Genomic DNA, 17735 nt, shown 5'->3' on the forward strand with positions numbered 1-17735 from the left:
GCGGGAGACCTGCGGGAGGGGTGGGCGCCAATGCTGGCGCTTTCTTTACCCGAACGAGGCTTCGTTATGCGAAACCGCATTGAGTTAGACCCCAAACACAGCCGAGCAATCGTTGAAGAGATCGGGGAGAGACTACGCGCGTTCCTGAAAGAAGAGCCGGAACTCCCGGAGAGCCTTAGAACGCAAATCGACCGGCTGCGCGAATTGGAAGAGCAGTCACCATCAATCATTCCGGCGGCTGAGCCTTGGGACAAGCGTCGCCGTTGAGCCGCTTGGGATAGCACAGACGGCTCGGCCGAACATGGACGGGCAATGCCATTGTGAACCGCCGTGCGTCAAAGATTTTGAATGAGTACGGTGCGGCGCGAGCCGAATTGATCGGCAAAACCGTCGTGCTTACCAACGGAAAGGCAGGCAGGGTCGAGAACGTTTGGCTGGATGAATTGCACGGGCTTCGGATTTCCATCGAAGGTCATGATGGCAAATGGCCAGTCTCAACCATCAAACTTGCGGAGTCCTAGACCTCGCATCAGCTGCGCGTTGCCCGGATCGAGCGCTCCTTTCAAAGCATTCCAATCAAAATGAAAAGCCCGACCTCGGTCAAGAAAGTGACGCTCATGATCGCGACCGTAAGGAGCACATCGCTCGCCGAGAAAGGGTTCATGAATGCCTCGCATGTTGCGAAGCCCCGGGAGTAAATCATTCAGCCTAGAAAATGTTTCGGTTCCAAACGCAGACGAAAGCCGTCACTCGATGCCGTATTTGCGCCATGCAGTCTGCCACAGCCGGGCGGATGGCCAGCGCTGTCGCGATATCGGCCTCGCTTCCCGCAATGTCACCCTTCCGCCGTTTGACGAGCGCGCGCGCATACAGCGAGAGGGCTTTTCTTGCGTTGATACGAAGCGCGGCATCATAGTCGGCGAGGGAGTCGTCGAGCGATCCCTTCCTGAGATAGGCGAGCGCGCGGCTATCGAGAAGGCTGGGATCGCGAGGTCATATCTGTAATGTCTCATTGCAATCGGCGAGGGCGCTGTCGAATGCGCCATCCCATTTCCCAGAAGTCGGCTTCGAGCCTCGTGGCTTCCTTGAAGATCGCGATCAGCTCTGCCTCGCGGGCCGGCGTGGCGTAGAGATCGGCGAGACCTTCCAGATGCGCCCGGGCTTTTGCCGCGACTTCCTGATAGGGGCCCCCAGCATACTCGGCGATCCAGACGCTATACGGGTTTGTTGCAGCGAGCGCATTGGGCCGCGCGGCAAGCCGCGTCGCGATCTCGGCGTAGCCGATCACGCAAGGAGCGAGCGCCACCTTCAGCGCCAGCAGGTCGCCGCGCATTCCCGCGTCGAGCACGTAGCGGGTATAGGCCAGCATCTCGACCGCCGGAGGGGCTTGTTCGAGATCGGTGGCCGACAGGCCCCAGCCGGCGCAGAGTTTTACGTGCAGGTTCATCTCGACGTCGAGAATGGCCGAGAGGCCGGACGCCGCTTCGCGCATGTCGGCGAGCGTGGGCGACTTGTAGACGGCGAGCGCGTAGGCGCGGGCAAACTCGATCAGGAACAGGTAATCCTGGACGAGATAGTGACGAAACGCCGCCTCGGTAAGCGAACCGTCTGCCAGCCCCTCCGTGAAGGGGTGCTCGGTATAGGCCCGCCACTCGGCTGATGCCGCTGTCTTCAGTCGCTCGAAGAAACCCATGATCTTTCGCCGGCCTTTCGTTTCAAGGGAGTGCCTTGGCGCACCCCAGAGGAAGGCTATCGCGTTTTTGGGCGAAGTGGATAGCGTGCAGTCTGGAAAATGCCGGGGAATGGACACTGGATCGGATCTGGAGCTTTGGCCTCGCCAAGCCGCGCGTTCGTTGTTTACGATCCAATGAGTCGTATCCGATGAAATTTGGGCATGGGAAATTGCCATGGGGATAAAAAGCCATACCGCTGCGCCCACGGCAGCGCTTGCTCTCGGACTCTGCGCGGTCGCGTCGCTGGTCGCGGCCGTCATCGGCAATCTCGGCTTGATGTCGCCTGCAATGGGCGAGCCGGCCGCACTCACGAAAAAGCAATCGGAGGCGCTCGATACATACAATAATTCACGAAACCACTTTGAGGCGATCCTGGGCCAGCGGCGCACGCAGATCAATTCCAGGCAACCGCTACCGAACCTGCCGGGACAGGCGCTCTACCTTGCACGCAACAGCATGATGAGCGCGTACAAAGACCTCACCGACGCGCTTCCGTCCAAAATTGGCGGGCCCAATAAATATGGAATCCCTCCGGCGTACTTTAGCGCCGACAATGAACCGCTGCTCGACGAGTACAGGAGACTTTTCGACCTGATGCAGGCGCCGCCCGTCAACGCGCAAAACTCAGATACCCCATTCAAGGACGTTGTCGATCTGGGCACGGCCATTGCGCGAGTCAGGGGCCTTGATGCGGCCAATGCCGAAGCGGCAGGACGCATCAGCCTGGGGCTGTTCTTTGCCGAGACAAATGGCAATCAAAACATCGGGAATGCGCGCTCGAATAAATACAAGGGAAGTCTGCAAACAGGCGTACCCGAAGATCAAAATGGGCGAAAGAAATGGGCGGCGATAAAAAAGTCGATAGCAGCCCTTGATCCCGCACTCAGCCTTCGCGACGACAAGGAAGAGGCACGGGTCGGCAACCTGGATCACCGGTACAACCACTGGACCGCCGTGCGCGATGGCCTGATGAACGCGCACGCGGATATTTTCCCGCAAGTCCCGTCGATCGTGAAAACACTACCGGATCCGATCGATCAGATGAAGCTGTTTGAACTGATCCAGATTATTCCGAGTCCAACGAAGTCCGCACTCAAGTCAAGCAACCTGCTCAACTATAGAATTTCTGACCCGACAATCATGGGATACCTGCGAAACAACAGCGTTTTCACCTTTGGACAGGTTGACAGAGCCAGAACATCTGCAACCTTCCGCGAAATTCTCGATGCGATGTGGCTCTTCAACGACAAGTTTGAACGAGCGCTTGCCGAATTCGACAAGATCAAGGCGCGGTCAAAAGGTTGAAGCCGGCAGGCCGGGTTCGGATGCGAGGCGGGCCGCCACCCCGCCATCAGAGCGGACCGAGGATGCCCCATCGCGGCTCGCAGAATTCCTTCACCGCCGCTGTGACGCCGCTGCTGATGATGTCCCGGCGTTCAGGTGAACTCATCTTGAGCTCTTCGTCCCGGTTGATGATCGAGCCCGCCTCCAGCAGGGCCGCAGCCATCTGCGTCTTTCTCAGCACGATGAGCTCATCGTAGCGGTAGACGCCGGTTTCCTTGTTCAGCAGCGGACGCTGGTAGCGGCCCATGATGGCTTGCGTGTATTGCTTGGCATACTCAAGGCCCTGGGCCTTCATTTCCTTGCCGATCAGTTCGGCGAAGGCGAAGCTTGTCTTGAAGTCCGGATTCCTGCGGGAGACGAAGACGGAATATCCGCTGAAGCGGTCGCTGAAACGGCTTTTCTTTCCCTCGAACTCCCAGTCCTCGAGGAACTTGTTGGGCACGGAGTCATGGTGGATCGACAGGAAGAGATCCGCGGCCAGATTGTTGGCGGCGGCGACGCGTTTGACCAGGCTGCGCCTGGCCTTGCCCTCGGTCAGAAGCAATCTGGTCTCGGCAAAACCTTCGGCCTTCAACTTCTCCTCAATCTGCCTCGCAAGGCGCAGATTGAAGGCAAACTCGGAGACGTTGCGGGCGCTGATCGCGCCTTCCGATTCGGCGGTATGTCCCACGTCCAGAACGATCCGGAACTTTGCGGGATCGCAACGGGTCGCGACCGGTTTCAAAGCGGCAGGGGGCAAGCCGATCGGCCCCAGGGCGGCAAGCTTTACGTTGCGGGGCTTTGGCGAGACGGCACGCCTAGCCAAAGCGGCAGGCTTGCGTGAGGTGACGTGCTTTGGCGATTTGGCTTGTCTTGGCGATTTGGCCTGCTTTGACGAGCCTTTGAAGATATCCGACAGCCAGCCGGCATCGCTGACCTCGATCGGCAGAAGCACCATTGCGGCCATCGTGACGGTGATGGTGCGGCGGCGGGGCCAAAATCCCGAAGCGACACTACCGAGAACACAAATGAACCCGCGGCGCTTCATGCTCGCCCCCCTCCCGAAGGCTCACTATAGCAGCTCAGGTCGGGATACCGGAAGGGGTCGGTGACACGAGCTGCGGGCACAGCTCGGGCGCATCGTGTCGCGAGATCGCGACGTCGTACTCAGCCGTCCGCATGTGCGGAGTATGAGGATCTGTCGGCGGGTGCCCGTCAGTTCATCGGCGAAACCCGGCAATTGAATTGTTTCATTGAACGGGTGCCCCAACCATCTGATTTGACGTGCTTTTTCAGCGGTCATTCCACATCGCGGGAAACAAAATCGAGTCCGTTGAGGTCGCTGACAGCAGCCGTGATGATCGCATCAGAGCAACACGGTCAAGCGAGGTTCGAAATGGCGAAGATGCGAGCGATCGATGCAGCCGTACGGATCCTAGAAAAGGAGGGCGTGACCATCGCCTTCGGGGTTCCCGGAGCGGCGATCAATCCGTTGTATTCCGCGCTGAAGAAGCGCGGTTCGATCGGGCACATCCTGGCGCGCCATGTCGAGGGCGCCTCCCACATGGCCGAGGGCTATACCCGTGCCGAGGCGGGCAATATCGGCGTCTGCATCGGCACATCGGGCCCGGCCGGCACCGACATGATCACCGGACTCTATTCGGCGATCGCGGACTCCATTCCGATCCTCTGTATCACCGGGCAGGCGCCGCGCGCACGTCTCTACAAGGAAGACTTTCAGGCCATCGACATCGAATCCATCGCGAAACCCGTGACGAAATGGGCGGTCACCGTGCGCGAGCCGGCGCTGGTGCCGCGTGTGTTCAGCCAGGCGTTTCATATCATGCGCTCCGGGCGCCCGGGCCCGGTCCTGATCGACCTGCCGCTCGACGTGCAGCTTGCGGAAATCGAATTCGACGACGAGACCTATGAGCCGCTGCCGGTCTACAAGCCTGCGGCGACGCGCAAGCAGATCGAAAAGGCGCTCGAGATGCTCAACGCGGCGGAGCGACCGCTGATCGTCGCGGGCGGCGGCGTCATCAATGCCGACGCATCGGAGTTGCTCGTGGCGTTCGCCGAGACCGTCAATGTTCCGGTGGTACCGACGCTGATGGGGTGGGGCGCCATTCCCGATGATCACGTGCTGATGGCGGGCATGGTCGGCCTGCAGACCAGCCACCGCTACGGCAACGCCACCATGCTGCAATCCGACTTCGTGCTTGGGATCGGCAACCGCTGGGCCAACCGGCACACCGGTTCGATCGAGACCTACACCAAGGGTCGGACGTTCGTGCATGTCGATATCGAGCCGACGCAGATCGGGCGCGTCTTCAATCCCGATTTCGGCATCGTGTCCGACGCCAAGGCGGCGCTGGAATTGTTCGTCGCGGTTGCCAGGGAGTGGCGGAAGGCCGGCAAGCTGCGGGAGAGGCAGGCGTGGCCGGCGGCGTGCCAGGACCGCAAGCGCACGATGCTGCGCAAGAGCCATTTCGACGACATGCCGATCAAGCCGCAGCGCGTCTATGAAGAGATGAGCAAGGCGTTCGGACGCGACACCTGCTATGTCAGCGTGATCGGCCTGTCGCAGATCGCCGGCGCGCAGTTCCTCGGCGTCTACGGCCCGCGCAACTGGATCAATGCGGGGCAGGCCGGTCCGCTCGGCTGGACGCTGCCGGCGGCACTTGGCGTGCGCGCGGCCGATCCAAGCCGCAACATCGTCGCGCTATCAGGGGACTACGATTTCCAGTTCCTGATCGAGGAGCTCGCGGTCGGCGCGCAGTTCAAGCTGCCTTACATCCACGTCGTCGTGAACAACTCCTATCTCGGACTGATCCGCCAGGCGCAGCGCGGCTTCGACATGGACTACCATGTCCAGCTTTCCTTCGAGAACATCAACGCGCCCGAGCTCGGGGTCTATGGCGTGGACCACGTCACGGTCGCCGAGGGGCTGGGCTGCAAGGCGATCCGCGTCACCGACCCGAACCATGCGCAGGCGGCGTTCGCGACCGCTCGGGAATGGATGGCGGAGTTCAAGGTGCCTGTTGTGGTCGAGTTCATTCTCGAACGGGTGACCAACATCTCGATGGGCACCGAGATCGACAACATCGTCGAATTCGAGGAGGTGCTCGATCTGCCGCTGGACGACACGCCGGCCAAGTCGAGCGCGCCGCAATCCGGCAAGCTGCTGCCGGCATAAATCGAGGAGAGTAGATCGTGCCAAAATTTGCCGCCAATCTCACCATGCTGTTCGGCGAGTTGCCGTTTCTCGATCGCTTTGCCGCCGCCAAGGCTGCAGGCTTCGGCGGGGTGGAATATCTATTCCCGTATGATTTCGACAAGGCCGAGCTGCGCGAGCAATTGCACCAGCACGGGCTGACCCAGGTGCTGCACAATCTTCCGGCCGGCAACTGGGCGGCGGGCGAGCGCGGCATCGCGATCCTGCCCGACAGGGTCGAGGAGTTTCGCGACGGCGTCGCGCGCGCCATCGATTACGCCAAGGCGCTCGATTGCCGTCAGCTCAACTGCCTGGTCGGTATCGCGCCTGACGGTGTGGACAGGATCGATTTGAACGAGGTGCTGGTGGGGAATCTGCGTTTCGCAGCGGATGCGCTCGCGAGGGAAGGGATCAAGCTTCTGATCGAGCCGATCAACACGATCGACATCCCCGGCTTCTTTCTGAACCGGACCGAGCAGGCGCTTCAGCTCATTGCGGACGTACGTTCGAGCAATCTGTTCGTGCAGTACGACATCTACCACATGCAGGTGATGGAGGGCGACATTGCGCGCACCTTGCAAAAGCACTTGGCCCGCATCGCCCATGTCCAGCTCGCTGATAATCCCGGCCGCAATGAGCCGGGCACCGGCGAGATCAACTATCCTTTCCTGTTCCGCCATCTCGACGCTATTGGTTATCGCGGCTGGGTCGGGTGCGAATACAAGCCGAGGACGACCACAGTCGAGGGCCTCGGTTGGCACGCCGCGCTGACGGCCGATACTTGAACAAGAAGCAAGAAAAGAGGGGAGTTTGAAATGATCGATATCGGCTTTATCGGCCTCGGCACCATGGGGCGCCCGATGGCGGGCCATCTCCAGGCCGCTGACCACCGCCTATTTCTGCACGATGTAGGGCCGATTGCGCCGGATCTGGTCGCGGCGGGCGGCGTGGTCTGCAAGTCCGGCAAGGAAGTCGCCGAGAGGGCCGACGCCGTCATCATCATGGTGCCGGATACGCCGCATGTGGAAGCGGTGTTGTTCGGGCAGGACGGCGTCGCGCCCGGGCTCTCCAAGGGGCAGATCGTCGTCGACATGAGTTCGATCTCGCCGCTGGCCACCAAGGAGTTTGCAAAGAAAATAGAGGCGCTCGGCGCCGATTATCTCGATGCACCGGTTTCGGGCGGCGAGGTCGGCGCCAAGGCGGCGAGCCTGACCATCATGGTGGGAGGGCCGGAGCGCGCGTTCAACACCATGAAGCCGGTGTTCGACAAGATGGGCAAGAACGTCACCCTCGTCGGCGGCAATGGCGACGGGCAGACGACCAAGGTCGCCAACCAGATCATCGTCGCGCTGACGATCGAGGCGGTCGGCGAGGCGCTGCTGTTCGCGTCGAAGGCCGGCGCGGATCCGGCGCTGGTGCGGCAGGCGCTGATGGGCGGCTTTGCGTCGTCGCGGATTCTCGAAGTGCATGGCGAGCGCATGGTGAAGCGCAATTTTGAACCGGGCTTCCGTATCGAACTGCACCAGAAGGATCTCAATCTGGCGCTGGAGGGCGCGCGTGCGCTCGGCATTTCCTTGCCCAGCACGGCGGTGGCTCAGCAATTGTTCAGTTCCTGTACCGCCCATGGCGGCAAGGCGTGGGACCATTCGGGCATGGTGCGTGCACTGGAGATGATGGCGAACCATCAGGTCGCAAAAGGCTGAATCCTTTAGGACTGGAACTCCCCTGTGACTGGAACCGCGTCGAAATTTCGGCGCGGCTCTTTTTTGCTGCCGTATTGGATCCGGAACCTTCTCACGCTTCCAGTGGTTGAGACGCATCGTCAATTTCGCTGGAGGAATGCGATGAATAATCGTTTGGCTGTTTCACTGATTGCCGCCGCGCTGCTGGCGCCTAGCGCAGCTTTTGCTCAGTCGACCACCGCCCAAGGTGCGGCGGAGGGCGCCGCGAGGGGTGGTGAAGCCGCTGGTCCGGTCGGCGCCATCGTCGGTGGTACCGTGGGCGCTGCGGTCGGTGCAGCCGTTGAAATTCCGAACGCCGTGATCACGTCGATCCCGCGCGATCGTTCTGTCGTGGTTCGTGAGGAAGTGGTGGTGGGTCAGCCGCTGCCGCCGACCGTCGCACTGCGTACGGTGCCGCGGCACACTGAATACCGCTATGCGGTCGTCAATGATCGCCGTGTGATCGTGGAGCCGCGCACGCGCAGGGTCGTCAGGATCCTCGACTAACGAAGACCGCGTTTCCAGGATTAATCCTCGCGGGGCGTTGTCCCGCGAGGATTTTTTGTGCGAGGATTTTTTGCGACGGGGGCTAGGGCAGCGATCGCTGGGTTCGCCTGATCGTCCAGTCGAGAGCCGCAGCAGCCACAAGGCCGAGCGATGCCGCCAGCGCGTCGACCACAAAATCTTCCAGGCGTGCGTGCCGGCCGGGCGCCAGGAACTGCAGCACTTCGATCAGACCTGTGAAGGCGATGACGAGAGCGGCCGTGCGCGATGGAGCGCGCGTGTAGGCCAGTCCGAAAGCCAGTCCCAGCAACACGAAGGCAAGCGCGTGCTCTCCGTTTTGTCCCAGGTTTGAATGGGGCCGCTGTTCCGCCGGCCCGAGGGTGGCGAACGCGATGGCTGCGGCAAGGCCCCAGGCGAATAATCGAAGGATGATCGTCATCGGGACCGCATAGCACGAATTATGTGCCGGATATTCCCGCGCATGCGAATTGGCGATGCCTGTGGTTAATTCGCCTCAGAGCGGCTCCCGTACGCCCATACCGTGCATGAAGCGTTCCCGGATCTGCACGGGATCGCGGCGGGTGGTGCCTGTGCCCGGCTTGTCGTCGATGCGCACGCCGATCAGCGTCGGGCCTGCGGCCGACATGGATTGTTCGATCAGCCGCTCGAAATCGTCTTCATCCGCCGCCCAGCTGGAGTGGGTGAGCCCGCTCGCGGTGGCGATGGCGACGATGTCGGCAACAGTGGCGCCTGGCGTCGGTTGCGCGCCGGTGATCTGATAGATGCCATTGTCCATCACCACCATGGTGAGGTTTTTCGGCGCCAACGTCGCAATGGTCGAGAGCGAACCCAGTTGCATCAACAGCGAGCCGTCGCCCTCGAGGGCAAATATGCGCCGATCCGGCTGCGCCAGCGCTACGCCGAGCGCGATCGGGAAGGCGAGGCCCATGCTGCCGAGCATGTAGAAATTCTGCGGCCGGTGGCCGGCGGCCCACAGGTCGAAATTGGTGTTGCCGATGCCACCGATCACGGCTTCCTCGTTCTTCAACTTCGCGATCAGCCGCGAGGTGAGATCGAAGCGGTTCATGACCTTGGTATTGCGGGCGGAGGTGTCGCTGTTCATGGGATCGCTCACTTGTCGAAGACCTTGCCGCCGGTCAGAAGCGGCGAGAGGATCAGCGCCACCGGCGCCTGCGTGGTGATGGCCTGCTTGATCGAGCGGTCGACGATGAATTCGAACTCGTCGAGACGTGTAGCGGTGTGGTGCTCCATCGCGAGCGAATCCAGCACGGGGCGCATGGTGCGGCACACCAGCGACTGGCCGTAATTGAACTCGCCGAGCGTGCCGCGCTCGGACACGAACATGATCAGCGGGATCTGATAGGGGATCGCCAGCGACGCCAGCACGTTCGCGAGCGTGGCAAACCCGGACGTCTGCATCAGCACCGCGCCGCGCATGCCGCCCATCCAGGCGCCGGAGACGATGCCGACCGCTTCCTCCTCGCGCGCGGTGGGGAAGGTCGTGAAAAAGGGATCGGCGTGCAGGTTCCTGATCAGCGTGGTCAGGACGCGGTCGGGCACGTAGGGGACCAGGCGGATATCGTTGCGCTTGAGGCTTTGCAGCACGATGCCATGCCAGCTCTCAGAGATTTCGGGCGAGGTTTTTTCCTCCACAACCGCCATTTTGGTCTCCCTCATCCGCGCCGATTATTCGTCGGCTTTCATTCTTGGAGCGGCGAAACTTGACGCCATCGGCGAGATTGTCAACATGTTCCGATCGTATCCTGCTCTGCGCCGCGCGCCCCTACATCGGGTATGCGGCGATATGAGATAAGCAAGATATGAGATAAGCAAGAAGAGATGCCGGGAGGGGCAATGGCTGGATATATCCGAAATGCTGCCAACGCGGCTGCTGCGCTGCGGGCGCTTCCACTGAGACTTGTTACCTGACCATGGCCGCCAGCGGCCCTCCCGCCAAACCAGTCAAGCCCTACGCTCTTCGAACTGAAAGTTGCCAAGAAAAATGACCGTCAACAACAAGCGCGTGTTCTACGTCAAATATCTCGCTCACGAGATCTACATCGACATCCTGAAAGCGCGCGCCGACGTGCGGCTGGACCGGCTGGAAAACGAAAGCCCCGATACGATTGCAGCGCCAATTTTAGCGGCGGCGCATGCCTATCAGGTCGGAGCGGCGCGCGACGAGATCGCAAAACATTTCCATGTCGGTCGGGATTTGCTGAAGCGGGCGCCGAACCTCCTGATCGTGTCCTCGAACGGCGCGGGCTTCGACCCCGTCGACGTCGATGCCTGCACGGCGGCGGGGGTGCTGGTCGTCAATCAATCCGGCGGCAACGCCAACTCGGTCGCCGAGCATGCGCTCGGCATGCTGCTGACGCTGTCCAAGCGCATTCTCGAGTCCGACCGCGCGCTGCGCCGAGAGGCCAACGTCAATCGCAACGCGCTGATCGGCAACGAGGCGCAGGGCAAGACCATCGGCATCGTCGGCATCGGCAACGTCGGCCGCCGCATCGCGGAGCTGTGCAATGGCCTGCTGCATATGAAGGTGATCGCCTACGATCCCTTTCTGACCGCGGAAGAAATCGCCGCGCGGGGCGGCGAGAAGGTCGAGCTTCACGATCTGATGCGCCGCTCGGATTTCGTCTCGATTTCCTGTCCGCTGACCAAGGACAATCGCCGCATGATCGGCGCCCGCGAATTCGCGCTGATGCAGCCGCACGCCTTTTTCATCACCACGGCGCGCGGCTTCATTCACGATGAGGAAGCGCTGTACGAGGCGTTGCGCGACAAGCGGATTGCGGGCGCAGGCCTCGACGTCTGGGACAAGGAGCCGCCGCCGCCGGAGCATCCGCTGCTGCAGTTCGACAATGTGCTGGCGAGCCCGCATACGGCAGGCGTCACCAAGGAAGCGCGCATGAACATGGGCAAGATCGCTGCCGAGCAGATTCTCGATGCGCTGGATGGCAAGCGGCCGCCGCGCATCGTCAATCCCGAGGTGTGGCCCGACTACGTCAAGCGCTTCGAGCGCGCGTTCGGATTTGCGCCGAAATAGGCCATCACCTCCACGAGAGACGATCCCACGATGGCCGAGCCGGCAGATCGCTTTTATGAGTCCCAGGGTCTGCGGTTGCACTATGTCGACTGGGGTAACGAGACAACGCCGCCGCTGATCCTGATCCACGGCGGGCTCGACCATTGCCGCAACTGGGATGCGATCGCGCGCGAATTGCAGCCGCATTTCCATGTTATCGCGCCGGATCTGCGCGGGCACGGCGATTCCGATTGGGCGAAAGGAAGCAGCTACAGCCTGACCGACAATGTCTATGACCTCACCCGGCTGATGCGTTTTGCGGCGCTGCAGGATGCCGCAATTGTCGGCCACTCGATGGGCGGCATGGTCGCGCTGGCCTATGCCGGGACCTATCCGGAGAGGGTATCGCGCCTTGTCGTGCTGGATGGCGCCTTCCTGTCGGGCTCGCAGCCCGCGCCGATCGCCGAGCAGATGTCGCGCTGGATCGACCAGCTCGACCGTATCTCGGCGTATCAACCGAGCGCGTTCCGGACGATCGACGAGGCGGCGCGACGGCTTTCGGCTCGCAACAAAAGGCTGACACCAGCGCTGGCGCTTCATCTTGCCCGGCACGGCGTTCGCCAGGGCTCCGACGGTCTCTATCGCTGGAAGTTCGACCATTATCAGCGGGCGAGGGCGCCGTATCGGCTGTCATCGGACGAATATGTCGCCTTGTGGTCGCGCATTACCTGTCCAACCCTGCTGATGTGGGGCGATGAAAGCTTTCTGCCCGATCCCGAGGCCGCCGGCCTGCTCGCGCATTTTAAGCAAGCTGAACTGCAGAAGATCGCGGGCGCCGGACACTGGCTTCATCATGACCGGCTCGATGAAGTCCTGGCGTCGTTGCGGCGATTTCTCGGCGCGCCGCAGCCCGCTCACGCAAGGTGAGCACCGGGCTATGAGCCAAAATCCGGGGGAAGAATTTTGTCGCCGGCGGGTCGACCGGGGCAATAATTCCACTGCCGATCAGCCTCCGGACGAAGCGCGCATTGCTATTTTCCCTGACGTCTCGACTAGTTGGCGGCCTGAGACCATTTTCCCTATGCGCCCCGTTCCACCGGCGCCCATGGAAGATGTCAGATGCGACAGGTTCGTTCATTTCTGCGCAGCGCCCCGTCCCGGATCGGGCGCCGGCTGGCCCAGATCGTCGCCATCGCCGCCGCCAGCCTGCCGGCCGCCGGCGCGTAAAAGCGCGCGCCCTTTACTCCCCCGACATCATAGTTGCTTCCGCCAGCGTCTGGTCGAGCGTCTCGACAAGCAGGTCGGCATGCTCGGTGCCGAACACCAGCGGTGGACGGATCTTGAGCACGTTGCCGTGCGGTCCGGCGGAACTGATCAGCACGTGCCGTTCACGCAGGATGTTCACGACACGCGCGGCCTCCGCCGTGGCCGGCGTTCCCGTTTGTCCACCGAGTCGGAGTTCGACGCCGACGAATAGCCCGGCACCGCGGATTTCCGTGATCAATGGATGTTGCGCCCGTAGCTGCCCGAGCAATTTGACCAGGTAGCCACCGGTGTGTTGCGCGTTCTGCATCAATCCTTCGGATTCGATCACGTCGAGCACTGCAATGCCGGCGGCGGCGGAAACCGGGTTGCCGCCGAAGGTGTTGAAGTAGCGCGACCGCCGGCCAAACTCTGCCAGCAGCTCAGGGCGCGCTGCCATCCCGGCAACCGGATGGCCGTTGCCCATCGGCTTACCCATGGTGACGAGATCGGGGACGAGACCGTGGCGGGCAAAGCCCCACATCTGTCCGCCGCAGCGGCCGAAGCCGGGTTGCACCTCGTCGGCGATGAATAGCGCGCCTTCTGCCCGCACGGCTTCGACCGCCCGTCGCAGAAAGCCGGGCGGGTCTGCGAACACGCCGTCACTGGAAAAAATGGTATCGACCAGAAGCGCGGCCGGACGGATGCCGCTCTTCTTCATGTCGTCCAATGCGGCTCGAACGTGATGCGCAAAGACATCACCGGCATCGGCGGCCGAGGAGGGCGCCGGCACGAGGCGCACGTGGCTTCCTTCCGGAAGCGGAAGTCCGAGCGAGGGAGACAGCTCAGCCAGCGCGCTGGTGACGCCGTGATAGGCGTTTGCGGTGACGATGAAGCCGGTGCCGCCGGTGCAGGTTCGCGCCACCCGCAAAGCGAGGTCGTTGGCCTCGCTGCCGGTGCAGGTGAACATCACGTGACCGATCTCGGCCGGAAACGTCGCGAGCAGTTTTTCCGCGAAGTCGAGCACGGTCTCATGCAGGTAGCGCGTATGGGTGTTGAGCAGAGCGGCCTGCCGTGCGATCGCCTGCACGACATGCGGGTGACAGTGCCCGACGGATGCGACGTTGTTGTAGGCGTCCAGATAGCGATGTCCGGCGGCGTCATGGAGCCAGACGCCTTCGCCGCGGACGAACTGGACCGGCTGCTCGTAGAACAGGCGATACGCCGGGCCCAGCAGCCGGTTTCGCCGCGCGATCAGGTCTTGTGCCGAAACGGCCTCATCGGCGGCGGACATCTCTCTACCCCACATGGCATGCGCGTTGGATCTGAAGTGTGGCCTGGTCTCGCGACAGTGTCGCCACGCGCCGCAGCCGCGTCCAGGCCGCGGCATTGTTGCGCAGAATGTAGTTCCGGTGAGCAGGATAACGGGCGGCTCGCCAACTGCTGATCACGATCGTCATGGCCATGCGCGTGGCGATCAGGTCGAACAGCACGCTGAATTCGGCCGGTTCGAGCGGCAGCACGGCATGGTAGGCCGCGATCATCTCGCAAGCCGGCGCAAGGGGATCGTCGTCATCGGCAACCTGATATGCCGCCGTGATCGCAAGGTCGTTGACCCGCGCCGTGCAGGTGAGGTCGCCGAAATCGATGATCCCGGCAACGACGGCATGGGTTTCGGGGTCGACGACGACGTTGTGCGGGTTGAGGTCGTTATGGACGGGCTGGTTCGGCAATTGCGGAAGCATCGGCAGCGCGCAGGTCTCGAAGCCGCCGAGAACGTCCTCGACCAGGCTGCGCCGCTCGCCAGGGACGGCGTCGATCAGCGGCCGGAGTTCGGCGGCATGCTGAAGGTCCCAGAGCAGTTTGTGATTGGCGGCGCTGTGGCTGAAATCGGAAAGACCCCGTGCGAGCCTTGCGGCGCAGCGACCGAGATCGCGCCGCAGCACCGTCGACCCCGCGGCCGCATGCATCGGGGTTCCCGCCAGATACGACAACAGGCGCACGACCCGGCTCGAGCCGTCGTCGAAGGCAACATCAAGCTCCGTCATGCCGTTCCGCGCCGGAAAGATGCGCGGGATCGGCAGGCCGGGGTCCGCGGCAGCGAGGTGGAGCAGCGCCTCTGTCTGCCGGTTGGTCACCGCGCGGTCTTCTGCAGGGTTCGCAATCTTCAGGACATACTCGCGGCCGCTCAGCGAGCGTAGCCGAAAGTTCTGGTCGCGCTCACTGTCGAGCCGGTGCACGGCGGCGATCAGGCCGTAGTGCTCGGCCGCCAGCCTTTGGGCCAGCGCTTCCGGGACGGCGGATGCGGCGCGGAGGGTATCGATCGGGTGAGCGGCAACAGTCGCAGGCGACGGGTCCGGTACGAGAATGTCCATGGCTGTCGCTCAGTAGCCGCGTTCGCGGTCGATGGAGTGCGGTGGTCGCCGGCCGGCGCGTATCGCTTCTGCGGTGGCGCGAAACGTCGCCCCGATCGCTTCCATGCTGACTTCGCAGGCATCATGCGGCGTGACGACGATGTTGGGGTGTCGCCAGAACGGATGCCGCGGCGGCAATGGTTCGGTCGAGAACACATCGAGCGCGGCGCCGGCAAGCTGGCCGTCCTCCAGGGCAGCGAGCAGATCCGCTTCGACCAGATGCTCGCCGCGGCCGACCTGGATCAGGTAGCCGCCGCGATACATTCGGGCAAATGTTCTTTGACTGAGAATACCCTTTGTCTCCGGCGTCAGCGGCAGCAGGTTCACGAGGACCTCGGTCTGGCCGAGCATGGCATCGAGACCTGCGGCGCCGTCGAAGCCGGTGATGCCTTGCGGTGTCGGCTTTGCGGTCCGGCTCCACGCCATCACCGGGAAACCAAGCAACGCCAGATCGGCGGCGACCTTGCGGCCAATCTCGCCAAAGCCGAGAATCCCGACCGGCACATCCTGCGCCCGGCGCAGAGCGAGACGCTGCCAGCGTTCCTCGCGCTGCTGCGCCTGATAGGTCGCAAAGCGCCGCTGATGCCCGATGACGTGCCAGGCAACGAAGCCCGACATCATCTGCGCCTGCGCGGGGTCGACGACACGGATCACGTCGACATCGGGGCGCAGGCTGGGGCACGCCAAAATGTTGTCGACACCGGCGCCGATCGAGCAGACCGCCTGCAGATTTGGATAGCGCTCAAATGCGTCATCCGGCGGATGCCAGGCCACCGCCAGCCGGACGTCCATTGCCGGCCCCTCGTGCGGATGGCTGATGATTTCGATACGGTCGGCGGCGCGCATGAATTGCGGGCCGAGATAGCCGCGAAGATCGAGGCTTTTGCTAACCAGGACACAGCGCATCGTTCGTGGTCCCGTTCATGCCGCCTTGGACGATGACGTCTGACCAGGCACCGCCGAGAGCAATTCGCGCGTGTAGGCATGCTCGGGAGCGGCGAACAGCAGCGACGCGGATTTGAGTTCGACGATCGCGCCATGCTGCATCACAGCGATGCGGTCGCAAATCTGCGCGGCCACGCGCAAATCGTGGGTGATGAACAGCATCGACAAGCCCAGCCGGGCCTTCAGATCCTCCAGCAGGTCGAGCACCTGTGCCTGAACCGACACGTCGAGCGCGGAGACCGCTTCGTCGGCGACCAGGATTTCCGGGTCGAGCGCCAGCGCGCGGGCTATCCCGATGCGCTGCCGCTGTCCGCCGGAGAATTCATGCGGAAAGCGTTCCATCGCGCCGGCATTGAGACCGACGAGGCTAAGCAGCTCGCCGGCGCGCTTTCGCGCCGCCGCCGGATCGACGCCATGCGCAATCGGGCCATCCGTGATGATGTTGCCGACCTTCCGGCGCGGATTGAGCGAGGCGAACGGGTCCTGGAACACCATCTGAATGCGGCGGCGCTGTTCGCGCAGCGCCTTTCCGCTGATCCGGGTGAGATCGACGTCGCCGATACGGACGGTGCCGGCGTCAGGCTCGATCAGCCGCATGACGAGGCGTGCGACAGACGATTTCCCCGAACCGGATTCGCCAACCAGACCGAGCGTCTCGCCGCGGAAAATGTCGAAGCTGACTTCCTTGGCCGCCTCTACGCGCCGTTCGGCGCGAAACCATCCGCCGCCGCTGATGTAGGTCTTGCCGAGGCCGATCACCTCCACCGCCTTGCTGCGGTCGAGCAGGGAAGTCCGCGGCGGTGGCTGCAGGGTGGGGACGGCGGCAAGCAAGGCGCGGGTATAGGGATGCTGTGCGCGCAACAGCACGTCGTCGGCGGTGCCCTGCTCGACCACCTTGCCGTGCTGAAGCACGACCACGCGATCGGCAATCTCGGCGACGACGCCGAAATCATGGGTGATGAACATGACGGCCATGTTGCGGCGGCGTTGCAGGTCGCGGATCAGCTTGAGGATCTGCGCCTGCGTCGTGACATCGAGCGCCGTTGTCGGTTCGTCGGCCACCAGCACGGCGGGGTTCGAGCGCCAGCGCCATGGCGATCATGGCGCGCTGGCGCTGGCCGCCGGATAATTGATGGGGGTAGGCGCGAACGATCCGCTCGGGGTCGGGCAGGCCGACTTCGCCGATCAAGGCGAGGGCCTTTTGACGACGCTCCTTCGGCGTCAAAAGATCATGCGCCTCGAACATTTCGGCGATCTGGTCGCCGATCCGCATCAGCGGATTGAGCGCCGTCATCGGCTCCTGGAAAACCATGGCGATGCGACGGCCCCGCAGCGCGAACCATTCCGTCGGGCTGAGCGTCAGCAGGTTCTTCCCGTCGAAGAGAATCTCGCCGGACTCCGACTTCACCGTATCAGGCAGCAGGCCCATCAGCGCGTGGGCGCACATCGACTTGCCGGACCCGGATTCACCGACCACGCAGAGGATCTTGCCGGCGGCGAGATCGAACGAAACATCGTCCACCGCATGCGCGCGGTCGCCGCCGGGCGGCAACGCCAGCTTCAGGTTCTTGATGACGACGGTCATGT

The 17735-nt window shown here is 62.8% G+C and carries 17 protein-coding genes and 1 pseudogene; 9 read left to right on the plus strand and 9 right to left on the minus strand.

Annotation, left to right across the window (positions count from 1 at the left end):
* Window positions 1-30: 30 nt before the first annotated feature.
* Both V1294_RS16640 and V1294_RS16645 read left to right on the plus strand, forming a co-directional pair.
* Window positions 31-267, plus strand: a complete 237-nt coding sequence (locus V1294_RS16640) for a hypothetical protein (protein ID WP_334498660.1) — start codon at window positions 31-33, stop codon at window positions 265-267.
* 50 nt (window positions 268-317) lie between these two features.
* Window positions 318-521 carry a PRC-barrel domain-containing protein gene (locus V1294_RS16645; protein WP_334504671.1) on the plus strand — a complete coding sequence of 68 codons (204 nt, stop codon included), beginning with the start codon at window positions 318-320 and terminating at the stop codon, window positions 519-521.
* 488 nt (window positions 522-1009) lie between these two features.
* Here the strand turns inward: V1294_RS16645 and tenA are convergent, their stop codons facing one another.
* Window positions 1010-1693, minus strand: coding sequence for a thiaminase II (gene tenA, locus V1294_RS16650; RefSeq protein WP_334498662.1), 684 nt, complete (start codon window positions 1691-1693; stop codon window positions 1010-1012).
* 214 nt (window positions 1694-1907) lie between these two features.
* Here tenA and V1294_RS16655 point away from each other — a divergent pair, with 214 nt between their 5' ends.
* Complete coding sequence (locus tag V1294_RS16655; protein WP_334498664.1) at window positions 1908-3038, plus strand: hypothetical protein; 1131 nt, start codon at window positions 1908-1910, stop codon at window positions 3036-3038.
* 46 nt (window positions 3039-3084) lie between these two features.
* On the opposite strand, the gene V1294_RS16660 is transcribed toward V1294_RS16655, so the two are convergent.
* On the minus strand, window positions 3085-4104 hold the full coding sequence (locus V1294_RS16660) for an N-acetylmuramoyl-L-alanine amidase family protein (protein WP_334498666.1): 1020 nt from the start codon (window positions 4102-4104) through the stop codon (window positions 3085-3087).
* Window positions 4105-4452: 348 nt separating this feature from the next.
* Between V1294_RS16660 and gcl the strand changes: the two genes are divergently transcribed.
* The 4 genes from gcl to V1294_RS16680 all read left to right on the plus strand — a co-directional run bounded on the left by gcl (window position 4453) and on the right by V1294_RS16680 (window position 8498).
* A complete protein-coding gene (gcl, locus tag V1294_RS16665) occupies window positions 4453-6252 on the plus strand; it encodes a glyoxylate carboligase (RefSeq protein WP_334498668.1) in 1800 nt (599 codons plus the stop codon).
* A gap of 17 nt (window positions 6253-6269) precedes the next feature.
* Window positions 6270-7055: a hydroxypyruvate isomerase gene (gene hyi / locus V1294_RS16670; protein WP_334482038.1), complete on the plus strand. Its 786-nt coding sequence runs from the start codon at window positions 6270-6272 to the stop codon at window positions 7053-7055.
* A 30-nt stretch (window positions 7056-7085) separates the two neighbouring features.
* On the plus strand, window positions 7086-7973 hold the full coding sequence (locus V1294_RS16675) for a 2-hydroxy-3-oxopropionate reductase (protein WP_334498671.1): 888 nt from the start codon (window positions 7086-7088) through the stop codon (window positions 7971-7973).
* A 141-nt stretch (window positions 7974-8114) separates the two neighbouring features.
* Window positions 8115-8498, plus strand: coding sequence for a DUF1236 domain-containing protein (locus tag V1294_RS16680; RefSeq protein WP_334498674.1), 384 nt, complete (start codon window positions 8115-8117; stop codon window positions 8496-8498).
* 82 nt (window positions 8499-8580) lie between these two features.
* Here the strand turns inward: V1294_RS16680 and V1294_RS16685 are convergent, their stop codons facing one another.
* The 3 genes from V1294_RS16685 to V1294_RS16695 all read right to left on the minus strand — a co-directional run bounded on the left by V1294_RS16685 (window position 8581) and on the right by V1294_RS16695 (window position 10178).
* Window positions 8581-8934 (minus strand): VanZ family protein, encoded by a 354-nt coding sequence (locus V1294_RS16685; RefSeq protein ID WP_334482032.1) that lies wholly within the window; start codon window positions 8932-8934, stop codon window positions 8581-8583.
* 75 nt (window positions 8935-9009) lie between these two features.
* On the minus strand, window positions 9010-9618 hold the full coding sequence (locus V1294_RS16690) for a thiamine pyrophosphate-dependent enzyme (protein ID WP_334482030.1): 609 nt from the start codon (window positions 9616-9618) through the stop codon (window positions 9010-9012).
* An 8-nt stretch (window positions 9619-9626) separates the two neighbouring features.
* A complete protein-coding gene (locus V1294_RS16695; RefSeq protein ID WP_334498676.1) occupies window positions 9627-10178 on the minus strand; it encodes a decarboxylase in 552 nt (183 codons plus the stop codon).
* A gap of 340 nt (window positions 10179-10518) precedes the next feature.
* Here V1294_RS16695 and V1294_RS16700 point away from each other — a divergent pair, with 340 nt between their 5' ends.
* Window positions 10519-11568, plus strand: a complete 1050-nt coding sequence (locus tag V1294_RS16700) for a hydroxyacid dehydrogenase (RefSeq protein ID WP_334498678.1) — start codon at window positions 10519-10521, stop codon at window positions 11566-11568.
* Between the two features lie 30 nt (window positions 11569-11598).
* Window positions 11599-12474 (plus strand): alpha/beta fold hydrolase, encoded by an 876-nt coding sequence (locus V1294_RS16705; RefSeq protein ID WP_334498680.1) that lies wholly within the window; start codon window positions 11599-11601, stop codon window positions 12472-12474.
* A gap of 313 nt (window positions 12475-12787) precedes the next feature.
* On the opposite strand, the gene V1294_RS16710 is transcribed toward V1294_RS16705, so the two are convergent.
* From V1294_RS16710 to V1294_RS16725, 4 genes and pseudogenes are all read right to left on the minus strand, one after another.
* A complete protein-coding gene (locus tag V1294_RS16710; protein WP_334498682.1) occupies window positions 12788-14083 on the minus strand; it encodes an aspartate aminotransferase family protein in 1296 nt (431 codons plus the stop codon).
* A 4-nt stretch (window positions 14084-14087) separates the two neighbouring features.
* On the minus strand, window positions 14088-15164 hold the full coding sequence (locus V1294_RS16715; protein WP_334498684.1) for a phosphotransferase: 1077 nt from the start codon (window positions 15162-15164) through the stop codon (window positions 14088-14090).
* A 9-nt stretch (window positions 15165-15173) separates the two neighbouring features.
* Window positions 15174-16109, minus strand: coding sequence for a 2-hydroxyacid dehydrogenase (locus V1294_RS16720; protein WP_334498687.1), 936 nt, complete (start codon window positions 16107-16109; stop codon window positions 15174-15176).
* Between the two features lie 15 nt (window positions 16110-16124).
* Window positions 16125-17733: pseudogene (locus V1294_RS16725) on the minus strand (ABC transporter ATP-binding protein).
* Window positions 17734-17735: the final 2 nt, after the last annotated feature.

The sequence above is a fragment of the Bradyrhizobium sp. AZCC 1678 genome, assembly GCF_036924765.1.
GTDB lineage: Bacteria > Pseudomonadota > Alphaproteobacteria > Rhizobiales > Xanthobacteraceae > Bradyrhizobium > Bradyrhizobium algeriense.

Excerpts from the sequence above, each read along its gene's own strand:
- V1294_RS16640 (WP_334498660.1), top strand. The coding sequence starts at position 31 with ATGCTGGCGCTTTCTTTACCCGAACGAGGCTTCGTTATGCGAAACCGC.
- tenA (WP_334498662.1), bottom strand. The coding sequence starts at position 1,693 with ATGGGTTTCTTCGAGCGACTGAAGACAGCGGCATCAGCCGAGTGGCGG.
- V1294_RS16655 (WP_334498664.1), top strand. The coding sequence starts at position 1,908 with ATGGGGATAAAAAGCCATACCGCTGCGCCCACGGCAGCGCTTGCTCTC.
- V1294_RS16660 (WP_334498666.1), bottom strand. The coding sequence starts at position 4,104 with ATGAAGCGCCGCGGGTTCATTTGTGTTCTCGGTAGTGTCGCTTCGGGA.
- gcl (WP_334498668.1), top strand. The coding sequence starts at position 4,453 with ATGGCGAAGATGCGAGCGATCGATGCAGCCGTACGGATCCTAGAAAAG.
- V1294_RS16675 (WP_334498671.1), top strand. The coding sequence starts at position 7,086 with ATGATCGATATCGGCTTTATCGGCCTCGGCACCATGGGGCGCCCGATG.
- V1294_RS16680 (WP_334498674.1), top strand. The coding sequence starts at position 8,115 with ATGAATAATCGTTTGGCTGTTTCACTGATTGCCGCCGCGCTGCTGGCG.
- V1294_RS16685 (WP_334482032.1), bottom strand. The coding sequence starts at position 8,934 with ATGACGATCATCCTTCGATTATTCGCCTGGGGCCTTGCCGCAGCCATC.
- V1294_RS16690 (WP_334482030.1), bottom strand. The coding sequence starts at position 9,618 with ATGAACAGCGACACCTCCGCCCGCAATACCAAGGTCATGAACCGCTTC.
- V1294_RS16695 (WP_334498676.1), bottom strand. The coding sequence starts at position 10,178 with ATGGCGGTTGTGGAGGAAAAAACCTCGCCCGAAATCTCTGAGAGCTGG.
- V1294_RS16700 (WP_334498678.1), top strand. The coding sequence starts at position 10,519 with ATGACCGTCAACAACAAGCGCGTGTTCTACGTCAAATATCTCGCTCAC.
- V1294_RS16705 (WP_334498680.1), top strand. The coding sequence starts at position 11,599 with ATGGCCGAGCCGGCAGATCGCTTTTATGAGTCCCAGGGTCTGCGGTTG.
- V1294_RS16710 (WP_334498682.1), bottom strand. The coding sequence starts at position 14,083 with ATGTCCGCCGCCGATGAGGCCGTTTCGGCACAAGACCTGATCGCGCGG.
- V1294_RS16715 (WP_334498684.1), bottom strand. The coding sequence starts at position 15,164 with ATGGACATTCTCGTACCGGACCCGTCGCCTGCGACTGTTGCCGCTCAC.
- V1294_RS16720 (WP_334498687.1), bottom strand. The coding sequence starts at position 16,109 with ATGCGCTGTGTCCTGGTTAGCAAAAGCCTCGATCTTCGCGGCTATCTC.